Source organism: Eubacteriales bacterium (assembly GCA_041390245.1).
In the GTDB taxonomy this organism is placed as follows: Bacteria; Bacillota; Clostridia; order Christensenellales; family JAWKQI01; genus JAWKQI01.
This window is the reverse complement of record JAWKQI010000003.1, coordinates 60,959-83,213: the sequence shown is the minus strand read 5'-3', so window position 1 is coordinate 83,213 and position 22,255 is coordinate 60,959. Positions and strand designations below refer to the sequence as shown.

At 37.7% G+C, this 22,255-nt stretch carries 20 protein-coding genes; 1 reads left to right on the top strand and 19 read right to left on the bottom strand.

All coding sequences use genetic code 11. The annotated features are described in order from the left end of the window. Positions 1–37 precede the first annotated feature (37 nt). From R2876_04730 to R2876_04710, 5 genes are all read right to left on the bottom strand, one after another. On the bottom strand, positions 38–703 hold the full coding sequence (locus tag R2876_04730; GenBank protein ID MEZ4357920.1) for a cytochrome c biogenesis CcdA family protein: 666 nt from the start codon (positions 701–703) through the stop codon (positions 38–40). 2 nt (positions 704–705) lie between these two features. Beyond that, on the bottom strand, positions 706–873 hold the full coding sequence (locus R2876_04725) for a DUF6132 family protein (GenBank protein ID MEZ4357919.1): 168 nt from the start codon (positions 871–873) through the stop codon (positions 706–708). Positions 874–1,073: 200 nt separating this feature from the next. Continuing rightward, positions 1,074–2,489: an MATE family efflux transporter gene (locus R2876_04720; GenBank protein MEZ4357918.1), complete on the bottom strand. Its 1,416-nt coding sequence runs from the start codon at positions 2,487–2,489 to the stop codon at positions 1,074–1,076. Positions 2,490–2,753: 264 nt separating this feature from the next. Then, a complete protein-coding gene (deoC, locus tag R2876_04715) occupies positions 2,754–3,461 on the bottom strand; it encodes a deoxyribose-phosphate aldolase (GenBank protein MEZ4357917.1) in 708 nt (235 codons plus the stop codon). 109 nt (positions 3,462–3,570) lie between these two features. Beyond that, entirely contained in the window at positions 3,571–4,800 is a 1,230-nt protein-coding gene (locus tag R2876_04710) for a hypothetical protein (protein MEZ4357916.1), read from the bottom strand. Positions 4,801–5,289: 489 nt separating this feature from the next. Between R2876_04710 and R2876_04705 the strand changes: the two genes are divergently transcribed. Next, on the top strand, positions 5,290–5,730 hold the full coding sequence (locus R2876_04705; protein ID MEZ4357915.1) for a S24 family peptidase: 441 nt from the start codon (positions 5,290–5,292) through the stop codon (positions 5,728–5,730). Positions 5,731–5,911: 181 nt separating this feature from the next. Here the strand turns inward: R2876_04705 and R2876_04700 are convergent, their stop codons facing one another. From R2876_04700 to R2876_04635, 14 genes are all read right to left on the bottom strand, one after another. Next, positions 5,912–7,093 carry an iron-containing alcohol dehydrogenase gene (locus R2876_04700; GenBank protein MEZ4357914.1) on the bottom strand — a complete coding sequence of 394 codons (1,182 nt, stop codon included), beginning with the start codon at positions 7,091–7,093 and terminating at the stop codon, positions 5,912–5,914. Positions 7,094–7,156: 63 nt separating this feature from the next. Further along, complete coding sequence (gene deoC / locus R2876_04695) at positions 7,157–7,861, bottom strand: deoxyribose-phosphate aldolase (protein MEZ4357913.1); 705 nt, start codon at positions 7,859–7,861, stop codon at positions 7,157–7,159. A 27-nt stretch (positions 7,862–7,888) separates the two neighbouring features. Continuing rightward, on the bottom strand, positions 7,889–9,127 hold the full coding sequence (locus tag R2876_04690) for an ABC transporter substrate-binding protein (protein ID MEZ4357912.1): 1,239 nt from the start codon (positions 9,125–9,127) through the stop codon (positions 7,889–7,891). A 491-nt stretch (positions 9,128–9,618) separates the two neighbouring features. After that, entirely contained in the window at positions 9,619–10,326 is a 708-nt protein-coding gene (deoC, locus tag R2876_04685) for a deoxyribose-phosphate aldolase (GenBank protein ID MEZ4357911.1), read from the bottom strand. 79 nt (positions 10,327–10,405) lie between these two features. Further along, entirely contained in the window at positions 10,406–11,632 is a 1,227-nt protein-coding gene (locus tag R2876_04680) for an ABC transporter substrate-binding protein (GenBank protein MEZ4357910.1), read from the bottom strand. 401 nt (positions 11,633–12,033) lie between these two features. Next, positions 12,034–14,667, bottom strand: a complete 2,634-nt coding sequence (gene ppdK, locus R2876_04675) for a pyruvate, phosphate dikinase (GenBank protein MEZ4357909.1) — start codon at positions 14,665–14,667, stop codon at positions 12,034–12,036. 129 nt (positions 14,668–14,796) lie between these two features. Continuing rightward, positions 14,797–15,510, bottom strand: coding sequence for a DNA repair protein RecO (gene recO, locus R2876_04670; protein ID MEZ4357908.1), 714 nt, complete (start codon positions 15,508–15,510; stop codon positions 14,797–14,799). Positions 15,511–15,724: 214 nt separating this feature from the next. Beyond that, positions 15,725–16,621 (bottom strand): GTPase Era, encoded by an 897-nt coding sequence (gene era / locus R2876_04665; GenBank protein ID MEZ4357907.1) that lies wholly within the window; start codon positions 16,619–16,621, stop codon positions 15,725–15,727. Between the two features lie 17 nt (positions 16,622–16,638). Further along, complete coding sequence (gene cdd, locus R2876_04660) at positions 16,639–17,016, bottom strand: cytidine deaminase (protein ID MEZ4357906.1); 378 nt, start codon at positions 17,014–17,016, stop codon at positions 16,639–16,641. Between the two features lie 35 nt (positions 17,017–17,051). Continuing rightward, positions 17,052–17,537 carry an rRNA maturation RNase YbeY gene (ybeY, locus tag R2876_04655; protein ID MEZ4357905.1) on the bottom strand — a complete coding sequence of 162 codons (486 nt, stop codon included), beginning with the start codon at positions 17,535–17,537 and terminating at the stop codon, positions 17,052–17,054. Next, positions 17,527–19,692 (bottom strand): HDIG domain-containing protein, encoded by a 2,166-nt coding sequence (locus R2876_04650; GenBank protein MEZ4357904.1) that lies wholly within the window; start codon positions 19,690–19,692, stop codon positions 17,527–17,529. The genes ybeY and R2876_04650 overlap by 11 nt, the downstream gene beginning before the upstream one ends. A gap of 12 nt (positions 19,693–19,704) precedes the next feature. Continuing rightward, positions 19,705–20,679 carry a PhoH family protein gene (locus R2876_04645; protein MEZ4357903.1) on the bottom strand — a complete coding sequence of 325 codons (975 nt, stop codon included), beginning with the start codon at positions 20,677–20,679 and terminating at the stop codon, positions 19,705–19,707. Positions 20,680–20,704: 25 nt separating this feature from the next. Then, positions 20,705–21,877, bottom strand: coding sequence for a sporulation protein YqfD (locus tag R2876_04640; GenBank protein ID MEZ4357902.1), 1,173 nt, complete (start codon positions 21,875–21,877; stop codon positions 20,705–20,707). Next, positions 21,874–22,170: a YabP/YqfC family sporulation protein gene (locus R2876_04635; protein ID MEZ4357901.1), complete on the bottom strand. Its 297-nt coding sequence runs from the start codon at positions 22,168–22,170 to the stop codon at positions 21,874–21,876. Before R2876_04635 ends, R2876_04640 begins: the two co-directional genes overlap by 4 nt. Positions 22,171–22,255 lie beyond the last annotated feature (85 nt).

Below are 22,255 nucleotides of genomic sequence, written 5' to 3'. Positions count from 1 at the left end.
CTCCCTTTTATAATTAAAATTTTTTCAAAATACACTCTTAAAATGTCAGAATAGATAAAAAGTATCCCATTAATCCAGTTGCCATAAGTATTCCGACTACGATAAGCAAACCGCCTGAAATTAAATTGATTATCCGGTAATGCCTCTTTATGAAATCAAAGGTGCTTTTTAATTTGTCAATTAAAACAGCGCTTGCTACAAACGGAATGCCAAGACCCAATGAATATACTAAGAGCATAAGGATTCCTTTTAAGCTTTCTGTACTTGAAGCCGCAAGCATAAGTGCGGAACCTAGAAATGCACCTACGCATGGCGTCCATCCGATAGAAAAAATAATACCAAACAGCAGCGCAGAGAAAAACCCCGAAGCCTTTACCTTAGAGTTTATCTGCCTATTTACATTTAAAAACGGGAGCTTTATTGCCTCAATAAAGTTAAGCCCAAATATAATTATTATTATCCCGCTTACGATATTAACTATGTTTATGTATTTCTGAAGGAAACTACCAAGGGTACCTGCAAATGCTCCCAGTGCCACAAAGACTATTGTAAATCCTATAACAAAGCCAAGTGCGTTTAAAATCGTCCTACGTTTTTCTGGTTTTTGGCCGGCAAAAAACGATATATATATAGGCAGCATAGGTAGCAAGCATGGCGAAACGAATGTAATAATTCCCTCTAAAAATGTTAGTAAATAAGTCATGGTTAAAATGCTCCCGCTATTGCTGCTCCAAAGATTGCCCCAAAGATTATAGAAATATAAGGATTTGAAGTTATGGGGCAGGCTCCGCTCTGGCAGCCTATAAATTTATACAATAAAAATCCTGCAACGCCGCCGATAATTACTGCAATTACATATTTTAATATTCCCATTTTTGCCTCACAATCATCATAGTAGTGTTAAAAATAAAAGTTTTAATTAAAGCAGATTTTATGTTAGTACTAATATAAAAAAGTTAATGTAATATGAGTATAATGTAAAAACAAATTATAATTATGTGAGCAAGTCACGGTAATGTCTTGTCAAGATAATAAAAGCCGCTAATTTAGCGGCTTCGTAATTAATATACGGCTCAACAAATATTTCTCTTGATTTTTTCTTCTTCTAATTGTTTCATGGATTTTGTAAACACAACACTAAAAATTATTAAAGAAACAATGTTTGATATAAAGTCTGATATTGGCTCTGCCAGGAAAACTGCAAATACTTTATTATCAAAAAAATTAGGCAATATAAAGATAAGAGGTATAAGCAGTATTATTTTTCTTAAAACTGCAATAAAAAGCGAGGCTTTTGCTTTTCCAATAGCGAGTAATATCTGCTGCACCGACATCAGCATTCCAAATAACCCCAAAGAAGCCATATACAGCCGCAGTGTCCATGTCGCAGTATCCAGCAGCTCTTGAGACGAATCATTAAATATCTTAATAAATACCTGTGGAAAGCACTCTATAACTACCCAGCATACCACTGTAAATATCATTGTAGCATTAAACATTACCTTTACGGCCTTTTTAACCCTGGCCACATTTCTCGCCCCATAGTTATAGCTTATAATAGGCTGCGCTCCCTGCCCAATACCCTGAGCTAAAAGCCATACCATCGTAAGTAACGTAGTCGCTATTGTCATAGAGCCTACAGCTACATCTCCGCCATACCTTTGCAGTGATGAATTAAAGGATACGTTTAATATCGCTTCCGTTGAATTCATAATAAATGGAGCAAGCCCCAATGCCAGAATGGGCAGAATAACTTTAAGCTGCGGCAATAAATATATGCGTTTAATATGCAGTTTGGTTTTCCTTCCCAGTAAAAACGCTATTACAAATGCGGCAGATATCATTTGCGATATAACTGTAGCTATCGCCGCTCCTGCAACGCCAAGGCCAAATCCCCACTCAAAAATAAATATCGGGTCTAAAATTATATTACTGACTGCGCCAATAAGAACAGTAATCATACTGTAACGCGTATATCCCTGCGTAGTAATGAAAAGGTTTAACCCAAGTGTAAACATAAAGAATATCGATCCGCCGGTATAAATCTGCATATACGGCAGTGCATATTGTATTGTGTTTTCACTTGCGCCAAAAAACCACAGGAGATCTTCTCCCCAGACTTGAAACATTACCGTAAGAAATACCGAGACGGCAACTAACATTGCAAAACAGTTGCCCAGTATTTTTTCGGCCTCATTATCGTCGCCTTTTCCCATTGAAATTGCCGCCCGTGGAGCGCCGCCCTGGCCAATAAGCAATGCAAATGCTGTAAGAAGATGTACTACTGGAAAACACAATCCGACTCCAGTTAATGCGAGGTCGCCAATGTTAGACATGTGCCCAATATATATACGGTCAACTATGTTGTAAAGTATATTTACTAGTTGGGCCGCAATAGTCGGGATAGAAAGTTTAAGCAGTAAACGGCCAATCGGAGCATTTGAGAGTTCCCACGAGACATCGGAAGGGCTTGATTTTTTATTTTGCATAATTTTGACTTTCTATTTTGGAAATTATTAAAACATTTTTTATTCTTCTATATATATTATTGAGGATATATATATCAATAATTATTATATCATAACTATATTAAGAATGCCGCTCGATTTATCGGCAGCATTCTTAATAATACCGGCAAACAATACCGTAAATATGATAGATAGGTCACGATATTTTTATGCCTGCTTGGGGTGCGTATGTATTACTTAAGTAAACGCAAGATAATAAATTCTGCCCCGCTATTATAATAAATGCTATTTCCAGCCAGGGGTCGTCTTTAGAATCTCAATGCCGAATCTAGTACCTATTCTGTTCGAACCGGCATTTAATAACATAACTGCAGTATCATAATCTGGGACCGAACCCGCAGCTTTTACGCCTACATCGGTACCTACAGTTTTTTTCATCAACCTGACATCTGGTACCGTCCAATTGCCGGCGCCAAATCCTGTACTTGTCTTTACATAATCTACGCCTTCTTCTTTAGCAATAAGGCAAGTCTTAACTTTTTCTTCATCAGTTAAATAGCAATTTTCTAGTATAACTTTGCATTCACGTACGCCTAATCTCTTAGAAGCCTTTACACAATTACCGATGTCATAGTGAACAGCATCCCAGTCTGCTGCTTTAACCGCACCAATATGTACGACGAAATCAACATTTTGAGCGCCCTTCTTGACAGCATACTCTATTTCAGCTACTTTTAATTCTGTAGGTACACTTCCCCACGGATAGCCAATTGAAGACCCAACCGATACATCGTAACCCTTAAGCTCCTTTGCGACCATTTCCACAAAAACCGAGTTAACATACCCCACGATAAAACCATATTCTTTAATGTCGTTACAAAATTTAATAACATCATCCTTTGTAGATTGCGCATAAAGAAGCGAGTGATCAATATACTTCGCGATTTCTGCAGGAGTAAAATCTCTCTTCGTGATAATTTCATACTTTGCCATAGATATAATCTCCTTTTAATTTTTTTAAAAACCTTAAATTTAAAAGCTTGTAAGAAGCTTAAAAAGCTAATTAAGACTAGTTTTTAAGCTTCTTAACCAAGTCTAATTATTAATACTCAAAGTCATCGAGCCAGTCAACGTCAGCATAACTGTCTACTGTACCCTGATATATATTCTCATATATATATTTAACTGCATCTCCGTTACACTTATCATCTAGGAATGTTTCAAGAGAACCCTCTTGGAAGCTTCCAACTGATATCAGGAATTTTAAAGGCTCATATGTCATGTTTTCAAAGCCAGTCATTTCCACACCGTCAGTTGCTGTAACTGTCTTATTAAATAAATCGTAGACTTCTTTTATTGTATAGAAACTGCAGTCAGGATCAGCAAAGTATTTAGCCGTAACATCAGCCGGTACGTTAACACCGCAGTCTACATTCCATTCATCCCATTTTTCAACAAACGCTCTTGCATTATCTTCATTCTCATAAATCCAGTCTACGCATTTGAAATATAATTCAGTAAACTTAAGAACTACATCATAATTTTCTTTGTAGAAAGTAGGATTCCAGTACATTGCACAAGGAAGCTGGCAGTCAACATCTTTGGCATTCATGACTTGAACAAACAAATCATCTATATCATCAACAAAAGTGAAACTTCCCCATAATCCGCCGACTTCACAAGTCCCGGACCTCATGGCTGTATTAATACTTGGAACATCCATTTGAGTTGACTTTATATCTTCAAAGTCTAATCCCAATTTGTTTAAACCCAGTGCCAGGCAATAATGGAGAGTTGTGCCCTTAGGATAATAAATCTCCTGGTCTTTCCAGTCTGCAGTTGTTCCGTGCAGTTCTTTTGTCCCGCCTACATTTGAAATAGCAGCATTTGCAAGATCAGAATCTTTCTGTGCATAAAATGCTACAGCGCCAGTATCCTTAGATGTTAGAGAAGTCTGAATACAGCCTTTACTGATCGTGCCAGTCATCATACCTCCCATACCGGTCAACGCGACGCCCCATGAATCTACAGCTTCCATTAATGTTGATCCATTGCCGTAAACCTGTCCTACGCCGTCAAATTTAATATTAGCTTTTTCAAATCCGCCAAGTTCATCAATCATATAGACAACAGCGCCATACCCTATACCAGTAACTGTAGCAATATCAAGCTCAGTTTCCTCGTCCAAAGGCTCTACATCGTCAAAGGGGCCGGTTGCTGTTTCTTCAGAATCTGATGGTGAACTAGATGGTTGTTCTTCCTCTGCGCCACAAGCTGCAAATATAGCTACTAACATCAGTATAGCAACTATCAAGCTAATAATTTTCTTCATAATACACCTCCAAAAAATTTGTTTTTTTATGTTTATATGCCTAAATTTTAAATGGCATAATAACATCCTTACTGTTAAGTACAATTAAAAATTAGATTTTAAAAGAAAAAAAGATCAGAACTGTCACTCCCCTCCTTTGTAGCGTAACTGCGACTGTTTAATTATATGTTAATAGCTAATTATTTAATTGTCAATAGTTTTGTCGCATATATGCGAAAAAAATAATATATTTAAATATATACACATATATGTTATAATAAGGAAAAGTTTATAACTTAAAAACACAAAGGCGAAAACATTATTGTGACTGTTGGGGAAAGAATAAGCAAAAAAAGAAAAGAGCTTGGTATTAGTGCCGATGAACTAGGAAAATTACTCGGAGTTTCTAGGTCTACAATTTTCAGATACGAAAATGGCGACATAGAAAAAATTCCGATTGATACGTTATTACTTATTTCTAAAGTTCTCAATACCACACTGGTGTATATCATGGGATGGGAAAATGATGACAATAAATTAGAGAAAATCGGGCCTAATCATTTTCACGAAATACCTATTTGCAGGCATATTAACTCCGACTACCCAAATAAGCAAAGCGAGTGTATTGAAGGATATGGAATGTTCGACGTAGATAAACCAGAAAATTTTATCGCCTTTCAATCAAATGATGACAGCATGATTAACGCTCGTATTCGCGAAAACGACCTAGTATTGGTTCACAAACAAAATTATGCGACTAGCGGCCAAATTGTTGTTTGCATCATAGGTAAAAACGATGCCATTTTAAGGCGCTATTTCGAAAAGGGCGATGTAGTTATACTACAGCCAAACAATCCAAATTATGACCCTATCGTCGTTAATAAATCTGAATTTGAAGATGGCACGGTTAAAATTATAGGTGTAGTTAGAAGGATGATCATATATTTTTAAGATTAATATTTGTATATCAAAATACTACCCGTTACGGGCAGTATTTTTAATTTACCAGCAGGGAATACCGCAAACCATGTTAGGCAGTTCACCATATTTTTACGCCTGTATGAGGTGCGTCTATATTATTAATAAAATACTAAATTAAAATTCACTAAAATAATTTTTTTATAAAAAACCTTTAATCCATACATTGCTTAATCAAATAGCTGATATCTTCTTTAGTAGGCATTTTAAGATAATTTTTGAAATCGCCCTGGTAACTATTAAATATGAACTCAGCAAAACTATCAGTTTCCTCCTGTTTAAGGCCGTATGTACCCATAGTAACCTTTTGCCCCAATATATCTTCAAATAAATCAGACAAAATATCTGGTAATCGCCTAGCTTTTTCTTCTGTAGATTTACAGATAAGCGAACGATCAAATAGTTCTGCAATTTTAGCTAACTTTTCCATTCCATATGGTAGTGTCCATCTAATGATTTGTGCCAGACAACATGCGATGCTACCTCCATGCGGTGCATCGGTACGGCCGCTTAACGATTGCCCTAATATGTGGCCGATAGTTGTAGGGCTGTGTGAAATAGATATGCCGCCTAGAAGGCTTGCAAATGCCATATTGTTTCGTGCTTCTATATTCTTCCCATTAAAGCAGCATTCTTCAATGTTTTCAGCAAACAAACGCATACATTCCATCGCCGTCATCTCAGAAAATTTAGTTGCATTTTTATTGGTATACGATTCAAATCCATGTGCAAATGTATCTATTCCCGTCATTGCTGTAAGCATACGGGGCATTCCTGCCATAATTTCCGCATCTATAATCGCCAGCGCAGGGTACATATATAGATTACGGATTCCGCATTTCCGGTGTTCTTTTGGATTATTGATTACGGAATAAATAGTGCCCTCCGATCCGGTACCCGAAGTGGTGGGGATTGCAATAACGGGAAGTCCCGGATTATTTGGTACTTCAACATACTCATTTTCCCTTGCAGTATAGCTCCAACTAGATTTCCCGTTGTTTGCTACAAGAGCGATAGCTTTGGCACTATCAATAGCGCTGCCTCCGCCCAGAGCAACTACAAAATCACATTTTTCTTTTATACATAGGAGGGCAGCTTTATCTATATCAGTATATCGTGGATTTGGTTTTGCATTGTAATTCTCTACAATTTGAACATCATTGGCGTATAAATCTTTAAATATGTTATTGGCAATATCTGAGCTCTTAAAGAACGGATCCATTACAATAAATGCTTTTTTGCCATATTGCTTACCCAAATGCCCAAGCTTGCTTATTTTCCCCGGGCCAAATTCTACCTTTGTAGGAAATTGTATAAAAATTCTTTCAAATACCAATATACTCACCTCTTGTTTTGCTTACAAATGCTACCCGGTATACCGGGTAGCATTTGCTTAGTCTTATTCCCAGCCGGGAGCTGTCTTAAGGATTTCGATACCTAATCTGGTTCCAAGTCTGCTTGCGCCGGCATTTAACAACATAACTGCAGTATCATAATCAGCAACCTTACCGGAGGCTTTAACACCCATATCTGTACCAACCGTTTTTTTCAATAATCTAACGTCTGGAAAAGTCCACATCCCGGTTCCAAAGCCCGTACTGGTTTTTACATAATCCACACCTTCTTCTTTGGCAATTAAAGCGGCTTTCACCTTTTCTTCATCTGTCAAATAGCAGGTCTCTAAAATAGACTTACATTCCACGCCTAATCGCTTGGCAGCCTTTGCGCAAGTACCCATATCATAATGAACAGCGTCCCAGTCTGCTGCTTTAATTGCACCGATATGTACAACAAAATCCAGTGTCTTAGAACCTTTCTTAACAGCATATTCCATCTCAGCTGCTTTTACTTCGGCAGGAATAGACCCCCAAGGATATCCAATTGTAGTTGCAACCACTACATCATAACCTTTAAGTTCCTTTACGACGAGTTCTGTAAATATAGAGTTAACACATGCTACATTAAAACCATATTCTTTAACATCGTTACAAAATTTAATAACGTCGTCCTTGCTTGTATAAGCAAAAAGAAGCGAATGGTCGATATACTTCGCTATTTCAGCAGGAGTAAAATCTTTTTTTGTAATAATCTCATATTTTGCCATAAATTAGGCCTCCTCTTTTAATATTTATTATTCTTCGTATTCCCAATCCTCAAGCCATGATATACCTGTCTTATACGTATCCTTACCTTGGAACAAATTCTCATATACGTATTTAATTGCATCGCCGTTGCACTTGTTATCTAGGAATGCGGAAAGGGTTCCTTCTTGATAACTTCCCACTGATACTAAAAACTTCAATGGCTCATACGTCAAGTTTTCAAAACCGCTCATCTCCGTACCGTCAGAAGCTGTTGTTGTCTCTTTAAAATAGTCGTAATTTTCTTTTAAAGAATAGTATCTGCTATCTGGATCGATTAGGTATTGAGCGTTTACTTGCGCTGTTACGTTAACACTGTTTTCACTGTTCCAGTCATCCCAAACATCTAATAAATACTTTGCATTATCTTCATTCTCATAAACCCAATCTACGGCTCTAAAGTATAATTCTATGAACTTGATAACTGCGTCGTAGTGTTCTTTATAGAACGTAGAATTCCAGTACATACCGGCAGGAAGCGGACATCCAACATCCATTGCGCCAATTACAGGAACGAATAATTCTTTCATATCGGGAACAAAAGCCAAACTTCCCCATATGCAGCCAACTTCACAAGTACCTGCCCTCATAGCTGTATTAACGCTTGTGACATCCATCTGAGTTGATTTTACGTCTTCAAGAGTAAGTCCCATTATGTTTAAAGCCGTTGCTAAAACATAATGTGCAGTTGTACCCTTTGGATAATAGATCTCCTGGCCTTTCCACTCTGCAGCTGTTCCGTACATTTCTTTTGTCCCACCTAAATTGGAAATGCCAGCTTGAGCTATAGCAGAATCTTTTTGTGCCCAGAAGAATGTACAACCTTCATCTCTTACCGTTAAAGAATTCAGAATGCAATTTTTACTTGTCGTGCCACCGATCATACCGCCAAGGCCCGTTGTGGCAACGTCCCAGGAATTCGAAGCTTCTATCAAAGTTGCTCCATTGCCGTAAACCTGCCCTACGCCGTCAAAGCTGATATTAGCTTTCTCAAATCCGCCAAGCTCATCGATTAAGTATGGAATAACACCATATGCCATACCACTTAATGAAGCTATATTGATTGTAACTTCTTCATCTAATGGTTCTACATCATCAAATGGGCCTGCTACCGTTTCTTCAGACCCAGAAGGTGAGCTAGATGACTGTTCTCCCTCCTCTGCTGCACAAGCTGCGAACATAGCTACTACCATTAATATAGCAACTATAAGGCTGATAATTTTCTTCATAATACACCTCCAAAAAATTTGTTTTTTATGTTTATATGCCTGAAATTTTGTGGCATAATAACATCCTCACTATTAAGTAACATTAAAAACTAGCTTTTAAAAGAAATAAAAATCAGAAATTTCATACCCTCTTATTTTATAGCATAATTGCGACTTTTTAATTATATGTTAATAGTTTATATTTTAATTGTCAATGTTTTTGTTGCATGAATGCAACTAAAATAATATATTAAAATATATGCACATATATGTTATGATAAGTAAAAGTTAATACTGAAAACACAAAGGCGCAAACATTATTGTGATTGTTGGGGAAAGAATATAGTTATAATTAAAAATACTGCCCTTTAAGGGCAGTATTTTTAATTTACCAGCAGGCAATACCGTAAATTATGTTAAGTAATTCACAATATTTATATGCCAGCTTGGGGTGCGCCTATTTTATTAGTGTTAAATACAAACGAGTAGTTTAATTTTATATAGTTATATTCTTATTTCCAGCCAGGAGCTGTCTTAAGTATCTCAATACCGAATCTGGTTCCCAGCCTGCTTGCTCCAGCATTTAAGAGCATTACCGCAGAGTCATAATCAGGAACCGAACCTGCCGCTTTTATACCTACATCAGTTCCAACGGTCTTTTTTAGTAGCCGTACATCCGGTACCGTCCATACTCCACTACCAAATCCTGTGCTGGTTTTTAAATAATCTACACCCTCCTCTTTAGCAATAAGAGCAGCCTTTACCTTTTCTTCATCGGTTAAATAGCAATTTTCCAATACGACTTTGCATTCCGCCGCACCAAATTTCTTTGCGGCTTTTACGCAGCTACCGATGTCATAATGGACTGTATCCCAGTCCGCTGCTTTAATTGCGCCGATATGTACAACAAAATCAACATTTTTAGCACCTTTTTTGAGGACATATTCTATTTCAGCAACTTTCAATTCTGTGGGGACAGTTCCCCACGGAAAGGCGATAGAGGATCCAACCGATATATTGTGACCTTTAAACTCTTTTACAGCGAGGTCTACAAATACCGAATTAACATACCCCACAATGAAACCGTATTCTTTAATATCATTACAAAATTTGATAACATCATCTTTGCTAGAATATGCAAAAAGAAGTGAATGATCTATATATTTTGCGATTTCATTAGGAGTAAAGTCCCTTTTCGTAATAATTTCATACTTTGCCATAGATATGGCCCCCTTTCTTAGTAATTCCAAGTTGGAAAATCATGATTTTCCAACTTAAAATTATAAGTGTACTAAAAGATTAATATTCGAAGTCATCCAGCCAAGCGATGCCTGAACCATATGTATCTCTGCCTTGGAACAAGTTTTCATATACATCAATAACTGCATCGCCCTTGCACTTGTCATCTAAGAATGTTGCAAGAGAATCTTCTTTAAAGCTTCCAACTGAAACTAAGAAATTCAATGGTTCATATGTCTGTAATTCATAACCAGTCATTGATGTTCCGTCAGAAGCTGTAACTGTTTGTTTGAAAAAGTCATAAGACTCTTTTAAAGAGTAAAATCTGCTTTCAGCATCTATTAGATATTTAGCATTAACTTCAGGGGCCACATTGATACCGTTGTCGATATTCCAAGCATCCCAAACGTCAAGGAACTGTCTGGCATTGTCTTCATTTTCATAGATCCAGTCTACAGCTCTAAAGTACAATTCTACAAACTTAACAACTGCATCGTAATGTTCTGCATAAAACGTAGGATTCCAATACATTGCTGCAGGAAGCGGACATCCAACATCCATTGCACTTACTACAGGAACAAATAATTCTGTCATGTCGGAAGCAAAGCTTAAACTGCCCCATGTTCCGCCGACCTGACAAGTTCCAGCTCTTAAAGCTGTGTTAACGCTTGCAACATCCATCTGAGTTGATTTAACATCTTCAAGGGTTAATCCCATTTTTCCTAAAGCTGTTGCTAAAACGTAATGAAGAGTTGTGCCTTTTGGATAATAAATTTCCTGGCCTTTCCACTCTGCAGCCGTTCCGTACATCTCTTTTGTTCCACCAATGTTGGAAATACCAGCTTGAGCAATAGCGCTATCTTTCTGTGCCCAGAAGAATGTGCCGCCATCGACTTTATTTGTTAAAGCTGTCTGGATGCAGCCTTTGCTGATTGTACCAGTCATCATACCGCCAAGTCCACTTGTACCAACATCCCAAGAGCTTGCAGCTTCGATTAAAGTTGATCCATTGCCGTAAACTTGTCCAACGCCATCAAAATTAATATTAGCTTTTTCAAATCCACCAAGTTCATCGATTAAGTAAGGAATAATGCCGAAATTTAAGCCGCTTAATGTAGCAACTCTAATGTCGACCTCTTCGTCTAATGGTTCTACGTCATCAAAAGGACCTGCTACTGTCTCATCAGATGTTGATGTAGAAGTATCTGGGGTTTCCTCTGATCCGCAAGCTGCGAATATAGCTACTAACATTAACATAGCAACTATAAGGCTAATAATTTTTTTCATACGCACCTCCAAAAAATTATTGTTCTATGTTTATATGCCCAAATTTTAATTGGCATAATAACATCCTTGTTAATATACAATTTTAATAAATAACTTTTAAGAGAAATATAACAACCTAGAATAAGCATAACCTTAACGTCTTAAATGTCAACTTCATTAAAGATACTTTTTATTATCCTCTCATTAAACCTATTCTAAGTTTAAGCAAATTATATACTGCGCTTAAAAAAAAATCAATAGTTTTTTAATTTTTTATATTTAATTTATATATTTTACCAACAATTTACGCGATAAATATATATTAAATTATTAATTAACATAGGCCTTATTTGTAAAATAAGACGGCAAAAAGCCATGTTTAGCTTTTTGCCGTCTTAACGATTTTTTAATTTTTTATTAACTTACTTTTTTGCCAATATAGCAGCATGTGCTGCGGCTAATCTTGCGATAGGTACGCGGTAAGGCGAACAAGATACGTAATTTAAACCTACGTTATGGCAGAATATAACCGAAGCTGGTTCTCCGCCGTGTTCACCGCAGATACCGAGTTTGATATCTGGTCTTGTCTTTTTACCGAGTTCAGCAGCCATTTTAACGAGTTTGCCAACGCCGATCTGGTCTAGTTTAGCAAATGGATCAGACTCGTATATCTTCTTCATGTAATAATCTTCCAGGAACTTGCCTGCATCATCACGTGAGAAGCCAAAAGTCATCTGAGTTAAGTCATTAGTTCCAAATGAGAAGAATTGAGCGTGTTTTGCTATCTCATCTGCAGTTAAAGCAGCACGAGGTACTTCTATCATGGTTCCAACCATATAATCGATTTTAACGCCCTTTTCAGCCATGACTTTCTTAGCTGTTTCGTCTACTATGTCTTTTACATACTTAAGCTCTTTTTCTTCGCCAACCAACGGAATCATGATTTCCGGAACAACATTTAATTTCGCTTCTTTGTTGACTTCAATAGCAGCCTCTATAACAGCGCGTGTCTGCATTTCAGCAATTTCAGGATATGTAACAGCAAGACGGCAGCCACGATGCCCGAGCATCGGGTTGAACTCATGCAGCGAATCTATAGTATTTTTTAACTTCTCAACAGAAATTCCAAGCTGTTTTGATAATTCTATTATGTCTTTTTCATCAGTAGGAACGAACTCATGCAGCGGTGGATCCAAGAAACGTATGGTAACCGAACGGCCTTCCATAGCCTTGTATATACCTTTGAAGTCTTCTTTTTGCATAGGAAGCAGTTTAGCAAGTGCAGCTTTCCTCTGTTCTACTGTTGAAGATACTATCATTTCCCTCATAGCTAAAATCCTGTCTTCTTCAAAGAACATATGCTCTGTTCTGCAAAGGCCTATGCCTTCAGCTCCGAATTTCACAGCCTGAGCAGCATCATGAGGTGTATCAGCATTAGTGCGGACCTTTAGTACTCTAACGTCATCGGCCCAGCCCATTATCTCTCCAAAGTCGCCTGTTAATTCAGCAGGTTTTGTATCGATCTTTTCACCGTAAACATTTCCTGTTGAACCGTCAAGTGAAATGTAGTCTCCCTCTTTAAAGACTTTTCCGGCAGCAGTTGTAAGAGTCTTTTCTTTTGCTTTTATGATAAGTTCACCGCAGCCGGCGACGCAGCAAGTTCCCATACCACGTGCGACAACAGCAGCATGAGAAGTCATACCACCGCGGACTGTCAAAATACCTTGGGCAGCATTCATACCTTCGATATCCTCAGGTGAAGTCTCAAGACGGGCAAGTACGACCTTAGCGCCCGTATTTTTAACAGCATCAACAGCATCAGCAGCTGTAAAATAAAGTTTGCCACAAGCAGCTCCAGGAGAAGCCGGCAGGCCCTTTGCAATAGGCGTTGCCTTTTTAAGTGCAGCTGTGTCAAATGTCGGATGAAGCAAGCTGTCTAATTGTTTTGGTTCGATTTTTAACAATGCTTCTTCTTTAGATAATTTACCTTCGGCAACTAAATCAACGGCTATTTTAAGAGCAGCAGCGGCTGTTCTTTTTCCGTTACGTGTTTGAAGCATAAATAATTTTCCGCGTTCAATTGTGAATTCCATGTCCTGCATGTCACGGTAGTGATCTTCGAGTGTTTTTGCTATATTAGCAAACTGATTGTATACTTCTGGCATAGTTTCGCCGAGTTGTGCGATAGATTGAGGTGTACGGATACCGGCAACAACGTCTTCGCCCTGTGCGTTCATTAAGAATTCGCCGTAGAGTTTCTTTTCGCCTGTTGCAGGGTTCCTTGTAAATGCAACGCCTGTACCGGAATCATTTCCCATGTTTCCGAATACCATTGCCTGTACGTTAACTGCAGTTCCCCAGCTGCTAGGTATATCGTTTAAGCGGCGGTATACTATAGCACGCGGGTTGTCCCAGGAACGGAAAACAGCTTTTATTGCTTCATAAAGCTGAGTGATTGGATCCTGAGGGAAATCTTCCCCTTTCTCTTTTTTATATAAAACTTTAAAACGTTTAACGACTTCTTTTAAATCATTGGCATCTAATTCTGTATCTAGTTTAACGCCTTTTTCCTCTTTAACGTCGTCTAAAATACCCTCAAATAACGGCTTTTCTACACCCATAACAACGTCTGAGAACATCTGGATAAAACGACGATAACTATCATATGCAAATCTTTCGTTATTAGTTAATTTAGCTACTCCAAGAACAGTAGTATCGTTTAAACCTAAGTTCAATATTGTGTCCATCATTCCAGGCATAGAAGCCCTGGCTCCTGAACGGACTGAAACTAAGAATGGGTTTTCCGGATCACCAAACTTCTTCTGGTTGATTTCCTCAGCTATAATTAAAGCCTTATCGATCTGTTCCTTAATGTCTTCTGCAATATTCTGACCATCCTCATAATATCTTGTACATGCTTCAGTTGATACTGTGAAGCCTTGTGGTACTGGCAAGCCCAAACATGTCATTTCTGCCAAGTTTGCACCTTTGCCGCCTAGCAGATTTTTCATCTCTGCATTTCCCTCACTAAAGAGGTAAACATACTTGTGGGACATATAAATCCTTCCTCCTATCTCTTTTTAGTGCACAAAAAATGGGCACGTGTGTGTTCACTGTTTATACATTTTACACTCGTTTAGTCAAAATTTCAATCCGATTTTATATGTTTTGGCTGTTTTTATGGACTATTTTATAATACTTAATAAAAATTTCATGCTTTTCGGCGTAAAATCAAGTATACTTTCTAAATAATTGCAAAATATCAGTTTTAGCTTCGCCCTTACTTCTTCCTTGATAATTATCTCTTCCATGTGCTTTGGCGGAGTCGATAAAACCTCACATATCACCGTTAAAATTTCCGGCGATATCTTAACTAAATCTTTTATTTCTCCCTTGCACTTTTCACAGACAACTCCTCCGGATGCCGCGCTAAAAAATGTATTTCCTTTTCCGCCACAGACTGCGCAAAAATTAAGGCTGGGCCTGTATCCCAAAATATCAGTTATCTTTATTAAAAAGTATAAAAACAACTTGTATATATCTGCCCCTTCTTTTTTCGCAGAATAAAGTGAATTGACTGCTAACGAAAATAACCTCTCAGACGGGCCTTCAACTGATACGTTTAAACATATGTCTGCAACAAAAGAAGCAAAGGCGAAAGAAGTAACGTCTTTACTTAGTGAATAAAAAGAATCGACTACGTCGCAATGTGTAACGTAATATTTATCGGCACGTTTATTTAAATAAAAATCTGCAACGGTAAAAGGCTGCGTTCCTGCCCGTAATATCGAGCCCGCCTTTTTACTGCCCCTAGACAGAGCGGACATCTTTCCCTTTTCCGGGCAAAGAAGCGTCAGCATCTTATCGCTTTCTTTGTAATCGGCCGTTTTTAAGACCATACAAAGCAGCTTTTCCAAAAGATCCCTTACTCCCCTTCTTTAAATATCTTATATAATATATAACTTTCAACTAGACCTGTTTTTTCAAAATGTCTCCAAGTATTTTTCTCAACGCCATTAATCATAAAGCACCTCTTAAAAATAGCTTTCGTAAAATACACAAAATTATTGCAGTTAAAATGAGGATATTTTTGAAAATTTTCCTTAAAAACCCTTAATCATACCCCAGCAACTTTAAAATAGAATCTTTGTTGCGCCAATCTTCTTTTACCTTAACCCAAAGCTCAAGGTAAACTTTCTGGCCAAACAACATCTCTAAATCTGACCTTGCTAAAAAGCCAATTTTTTTAAGCATCTCACCTTTTTTGCCTATTATCATTCCCTTGTGGGATTTCTTTTCGCAATATATTACGGCGCAGACGTCTACTATATCTTTATCTTCTCTAAAAGATATTTTCTCTATCTCAACACCGACACCATACGGCAGCTCTTTTTCAAGAGCCAAAAACGCCTTTTCGCGTATCATCTCAGCCGCTATGAACATCTCTGGCCTATCCGTATACATATTGTCGTCATAATATTTAGGCCCCTCCGGCATGTATTTTTTAAGGCAGGAAATAAGGTCGTCTATACCTTCGTTTTTTAAAGCGCTTATTTCAAATATTTTATTTATCTGGCTTAGCCCTTTTAATTTTTCCTTTTCTTCTTTAATCTTTTCACTTAAAACCAGGTCAGTTTTATTTAAGGCAATAACTAAAGGAACATTATACCCGATGATGTTTTCTATATCTTTTTGCCGAACACCGGATTTTACATCTATAACATAAAGAACCGCATCGATATCTTTTATACTCTCGTTTGCGGATCTCATCATATACTTTCCGAGCTTATTCTTTGGGTTGTGCAGCCCAGGCGTATCTAAAAATACCATCTGGCAGTCTTTATCTAAATAGATTCCCTGAATGACATTTCTCGTAGTCTGCGGCTTGTTTGTAACTATAGCCACCTTGGTACCGATTATATCATTTATAAGTGTAGATTTGCCTGCGTTAGGGCTGCCCAAAATCGTTATAAACCCAGAGTAAAATTTTTCTTTCGTACTTTGTTCCATAGTTTTAAAAAACTTTCTTAAAAATTTAAAAATGCATTTGGAAGAAGTTCGCTTAATTTACATTCGGTATTTCTTCCACTGTCATCTGCAAGGATTATGTCAAAATCCCCAAACTCTGCTAAAAACTGCCGGCAGATGCCGCACGGATATACTTTACCGTCTTTTGTATAAATAACTAGTGTTGAAAACTCCCGTTTCCCAGCACTGACTGCCGAAGCAACCGCAACTCTCTCCGCACATATAGTTGCACCAAAAGATGCATTTTCAACGTTTACGCCCGTAAACACATTTCCGTCTTTTGTTAAAACTGCTGCACCTACTTTAAATTTAGAATATGGAGCGTATGCATTTCTGCTCGCATACTTTGCTGCTTTTATAAGTTCTTTTAAATCCATGTTTTAAAATACTCCTAATCTTTTTAAAAATTTTGTCATTTCTTTATCCTTAGCTTTTTAAGTATTTTACGTTGCCTTTCTCTCATCTCCCCCTCATCTTTATCTTTAATATGATCATAGCCTAATATATGAAGCGTCCCGTGAATTGTCAGGAAAGCTAGTTCACGCTTTAGGCAATGGCCGTATTCAGCCGCCTGTGCTTTAGCTTTGTCCAAAGATATTGCTATATCTCCTAAATAAAAGCGCTTTGTTGAAAAATCGAAATCAAGCGCTTGTCCATCTCTTGCCGCCTCTAAAAACTTACACGTAAGTTCATTTGCCGGGAAAGAAAGAACATCTGTTGAAACGTCTTTCCCTCGAAATCGTTTGTTTAGATCCCTTATCTCATCATTTGAACATATTATAACGTTTGTCTCAGTCCTAAATACTATATTCTCTTCCTTAAGAGTCTTTTTTAAAGAGTGTTTAATAATAAATCTATACTTAAAAAACCCTTTGTTTACATTTATCTTATGCCTCATTATTATTTTCTTCCTGTCCCGGATACTTTATCCTCACATGATACATTCCCTCATAAAATCTTATGAATGCATCTTTTATAAGGGATAGGTCTCGCCTTGTAATCTCACAAGAATCAAGCTGCCCATCGTCGAATTTGGCATCCATTACCTTTGATATTACGCTTGATATATCTTCTATGTCCGCATACCCGTAAGACCGAACGGCAGCTTCTACGCTGTCTGCCAAAAACAGGCAGGCTATCTCTTTGGTCTTTGGCTTTTCTCCCTTATACCTAAAATCCTCTTCTGAAACTTCTTTGCCATTCTCTTTTGCCTTTACATAAAAGTATGACATGACAGTGTTTCCATGATGCTGTTTAGCTGCATCTATTATGTCCATCGGCATCTTATAGCGTTTTAATATCGCCGCTCCCTCATCTACGTGGCTCCTTAAGACATCTGCACTTTCTTTAGGCGTTAAAAAGTCGTGCGGATTTTGCCCTTTTTGATTTTCGCCAAACATCTGTGGTGCCTTAATCTTTCCTATATCGTGGTAATAAGCGCTGGCCCGCGTTAATAAAGTATCCGCGCCGATAGCTTCTGCCGCTGATTCAGCCAAGTTGGCTACTATAATACTATGATGGTATGTGCCCGGCGCATCCAGCAGCAGCTTTTTCAAAAGGACATGCTCGGTAGACAATATCTCTAAAAGTTTGGCTGGAGAAGCTATTAAGAAGATATTTTCAAATACCGGCATAAGCCCAATAGCCAGGAGCGCCGCAGCAAGGGCGCTTACAACCGCAAACAGCATATCAGAAGCTAAATCTACTTGAATAAGATTTGATTTGCTGAATATGTATATGATAGCTATATGAACTACCCCTGCGAAAAGCCCTGCGGATATATATAAAAATCTCTGCCTTGGCCTTCTTAAACATGCGATTATAACAGCTGACCCGGATAGTATGGCTATCATTGTTTCAAGTGTCTTTATAGCTAAAAACCCATTTTCGCCTGCCGCTGTTTGTGAAATCAAAAGCGCCAAAAGCGTAGAGGTACACATTGCCGCCTTCGGCGATACAAGCGTGCTTATTATCATTACGGCAAAAAATGCCGATAAAGTAGATAAGTCAAAACTATTTAGTGCGACAGACAATATAGACGATAAAATGACTACTATCAAGATAAGCAACATTTTCTTTAAGTTGTCAAAAAGCTCTTTAGTATATGCGAAAATGCTAATTACATAAATAACATAAGAAATGAAAACGTATAAGAAAATCGCAAAATAAGGCGTAACATTGTCAGCTGTAGAGGCAAGATAACCTAAGCTTTTTAAAACCTCATACTGGTTTTCAGTAACGATCTCGCCTTGCGAAACTATATTTTGCCCTTCTTTGTATATAACTGCTGAAACTTTATCTGCAGCTGCTTCTTTCTGATCCAGTGTTGCAGCTTCATCATAAGTAAAATTCACCTCTAAACAGGCTATCGCCTTATTTGCAAGTGATAACTGTGTGTCGCCGAAACTTTCAAGAGACGCTTTGGACATCAAGTTAACCTTTACCTGGTCTATTGTTGTGTCCTGAACCCCTGTTTTTAGTTCTGTATTCATTAAATCCGTTATAAAATTAGATACACTTAAAATATCATCTTTTGAAACAGATGCAATACTAAGCAATTCACTGTCGCTAAAATCCGTACTTATCTTTTCCCTGATAGCGCTTAATTTGTCTGCATCTAAATAATTCTCCCATTTAACTTTACCTGGGTCAAAGTTATCGGTATTATCAGTCTGTGCACTTAAGTAGTATTGCTGTGCCATGCTTCTTGCTGTCTCTGCATCTTCAAATATGGTACCCACCTCGTCTAACACCGAGTCGGTTATGTTAACGTCCTGCTTATAAACGTCAGAAACGCTGTCCATCGCTTCCTGGCGCCTCTCCTCCGTTGCTATCTCATCGACTACATCCTTTGGCGCAGTAATAGTGACCTTTGCAATTCCGCCTTCTGTAATATCATATTTTTGCGGCGAAGATGCAACTGCCAAGATAAAGAAACAAGCTACGAAAGCTATCGTTATATAGATAAACGGGATAGCAAGCCTTGGTTTATTAAACCTTGGCTTTTTAGTGGTCTGTTTTTTCTTTCTTTTTTTAAATTTAAACAGATTCATTTTTCCTTGCTTTTACTCTTTCTTATTTTCATACGCACGTATGATATTTTGAACCAAGTGATGTCTTACAACGTCTTTTGCTGTTAATTTTAACATACTTATGCCTTCTATGTCTTTTAATAAAGACATAGCATTTCTAAGCCCGCTTTTTTTATCGCTTGGCAGATCTGTCTGCGTCAAATCCCCGGTAACAACTATCTTAGACCCTTCGCCAAGCCTTGTTAAAAACATTTTCATCTGCTCAGCTGTGCAATTTTGTGCTTCATCTAATATTATAAAGGAATCGTTTAGTGTTCTTCCTCTCATATAAGCTAGAGGGGCAACCTCAATAGCGCCTTTTTCCAAAAGTTTCTTTGCATTTTCAGCGCCTAAAAAATCATAAAGCGCATCGTATAAAGGCCTTAAATACGGGTCTACCTTGTCCTGCAAATCGCCTGGCAAAAACCCTAACTTCTCTCCTGCTTCAACTGCAGGGCGGGTTAAGACTATCCTCTCTACCTCTTTCTTCTTGATAGCGACAACAGCAGCCGCCACTGCCAGGTATGTCTTCCCCGTACCGGCAGGCCCTTCTGCAAATGTTACTATATTTTTACGTATAGAAGTTACGTACTTCCTTTGCCCAAGCGTTTTGGCCCTTACTTTACGCCCGCGGTACGTAACTGCCAAAACATCTGTAATCATCTCACCTAAATCATCGGAGGCCTTTTCATCCTTGTCCATTGAGAAAGCGTACCTTATCGCCATAATGTCAACGACGTGGTTTTTCTTAACCATTTTAAGAAGATATTCAATAGCGCTTTTTGCCTCTAAAACATCTTTTTTATTTCCTGCTAGCAAAATCCCATCATTAGTCTGGCGAACGTTTACTTTAGACAAACGTATAATTTCTTCTAAATTCTCATCATATGCACCAAACAGTGCAGCTGGCATATCCTCCAGTGGTATAGTTAGCTGTATTTCCTCTGTATTAAAATTTGTCTTTTCCATTAATAATTTTTGTTGCGCCTTTCGTCTATTCAAGATATTTATATTCAACTAGGTTCTCCCTGGTTTCAATATAACATTCACAAATCAAATAATCATCTTTTATTTCAAAGTAAAAGTTACTCTTTATATATTCTGCATCAGCAGGCACTTGCTTAGCCGCCTCCATATATGCATCCTCAGATGCTTCGCCTTCTACTTCTTCCATATCCTTAATTATACTTTGAACTTCAACTTCTGTAAACGTTGCCATCATTATTTTTACAGGTAATGCTGTATTTTCTCCAAGTACAGCGATATTTTCATAAGTAATATCATAGTTTTCAAAAGAATTGTCAAATTCTACCTTGCTCACTAAATTACCTAATGTCAAAAATTTTTGCTTAACTACATTCCCTGTCGGTACCCTTTTCTCTTCTTTTAACGGGACCTTTGCGCTTCCGACATAAAATACTCTTCCCATGACAACCGCATTAGATGCGAACTTTAACACCGGCTTATTTTCTTCTACTATAAGCCCGCTTATAAGCGTATCCCCTTTTTTTACAGTCTGGCCGACCTCAACTTCTGCCCTGCCAGAGTACACCTTTATTTCATCGATAAGCGCATCCTTAGTCGATATTATATTGCTGACAGCCTTTTCCCTAAGATCCGGCGGCATTATGTTTTCTTTAAGCGTTATAACTAGCTTAACTCCCTCAAACTCTGCACCGGCATATGCTATCTCATCATTTTGGATTATAAGTTGGTTTTCTAATTTGTCTAAGTCTATATCTGCTTTTTTCGTGCCTTTCTTTATGCCCATAGCATTTACCTGTTCCCAGATAGTATCCGACCTGACTGTTTCAAGCCCGTTTATATCTATCTCCCAAATAAACCCGGATAAATAAAGGACCGCGATTACAAACAACATTAAAAAAGCAACTAAAAAAACGCGCTTTTTACGGCGGCGCGCTGCATATACCACGCCTTTTTTAGAAATCACTTCAACTTCAAATTTCTTTTCTTCGGAAAGTTTTAAAAGCCGCTTTATGTGATATGAAGGTACGGAAGCCTCTATGACCGTATACTTTTTGCGCTTGACGTTTTTTAATGTGATTCCCGCTTCAAGTGCGGCATTTAACACTTTTTCAAGTGATAAACCGATTATATTGACATGTACGCACCCAATGACGTTATAAATTAGTTCCGATAAATTCATACCCCTACCTTTTTATCAAAAACAATACTTTTTATTTCCCCGTTAATTGCTATATCGTCCCTTTGCAAATTTTCCAGCGTCAGTTTTTCGCCGCTTATTAAAATGCTTATATTTTTGCTGTCTATCCTGATACTTTTTTCAGTATATTCCTTTATCCCACTATGGTTTTCTATTAAGATCTTATTATCGTCTAGCGAAACCATCCTTACGCTTTTATATACCACTTCCTCTGAAAGTTCCAATATGTTTTTATGCTTTTTTTCCCTCTTTTTGTCCTTTTTAACGTTACCCACCGCTTAAATTCCTCCGTAAGTTATTTTATGTTTTTTAAATTTAAAAAAGACGTTTTTAACAAAAGTGGTCTTGATACTAAACTTA

Coding starts and splice junctions, on each gene's coding strand:
- R2876_04730 (MEZ4357920.1), bottom strand. CDS start 703: ATGACTTATTTACTAACATTTTTAGAGGGAATTATTACATTCGTTTCG.
- R2876_04725 (MEZ4357919.1), bottom strand. CDS start 873: ATGGGAATATTAAAATATGTAATTGCAGTAATTATCGGCGGCGTTGCA.
- R2876_04720 (MEZ4357918.1), bottom strand. CDS start 2,489: ATGCAAAATAAAAAATCAAGCCCTTCCGATGTCTCGTGGGAACTCTCA.
- deoC (MEZ4357917.1), bottom strand. CDS start 3,461: ATGGCAAAGTATGAAATTATCACGAAGAGAGATTTTACTCCTGCAGAA.
- R2876_04710 (MEZ4357916.1), bottom strand. CDS start 4,800: ATGAAGAAAATTATTAGCTTGATAGTTGCTATACTGATGTTAGTAGCT.
- R2876_04705 (MEZ4357915.1), top strand. CDS start 5,290: ATGGGATGGGAAAATGATGACAATAAATTAGAGAAAATCGGGCCTAAT.
- deoC (MEZ4357913.1), bottom strand. CDS start 7,861: ATGGCAAAATATGAGATTATTACAAAAAAAGATTTTACTCCTGCTGAA.
- R2876_04690 (MEZ4357912.1), bottom strand. CDS start 9,127: ATGAAGAAAATTATCAGCCTTATAGTTGCTATATTAATGGTAGTAGCT.
- deoC (MEZ4357911.1), bottom strand. CDS start 10,326: ATGGCAAAGTATGAAATTATTACGAAAAGGGACTTTACTCCTAATGAA.
- R2876_04680 (MEZ4357910.1), bottom strand. CDS start 11,632: ATGAAAAAAATTATTAGCCTTATAGTTGCTATGTTAATGTTAGTAGCT.
- ppdK (MEZ4357909.1), bottom strand. CDS start 14,667: ATGTCCCACAAGTATGTTTACCTCTTTAGTGAGGGAAATGCAGAGATG.
- recO (MEZ4357908.1), bottom strand. CDS start 15,510: ATGGTCTTAAAAACGGCCGATTACAAAGAAAGCGATAAGATGCTGACG.
- era (MEZ4357907.1), bottom strand. CDS start 16,621: ATGGAACAAAGTACGAAAGAAAAATTTTACTCTGGGTTTATAACGATT.
- cdd (MEZ4357906.1), bottom strand. CDS start 17,016: ATGGATTTAAAAGAACTTATAAAAGCAGCAAAGTATGCGAGCAGAAAT.
- ybeY (MEZ4357905.1), bottom strand. CDS start 17,537: ATGAGGCATAAGATAAATGTAAACAAAGGGTTTTTTAAGTATAGATTT.
- R2876_04650 (MEZ4357904.1), bottom strand. CDS start 19,692: ATGAATCTGTTTAAATTTAAAAAAAGAAAGAAAAAACAGACCACTAAA.
- R2876_04645 (MEZ4357903.1), bottom strand. CDS start 20,679: ATGGAAAAGACAAATTTTAATACAGAGGAAATACAGCTAACTATACCA.
- R2876_04640 (MEZ4357902.1), bottom strand. CDS start 21,877: ATGAATTTATCGGAACTAATTTATAACGTCATTGGGTGCGTACATGTC.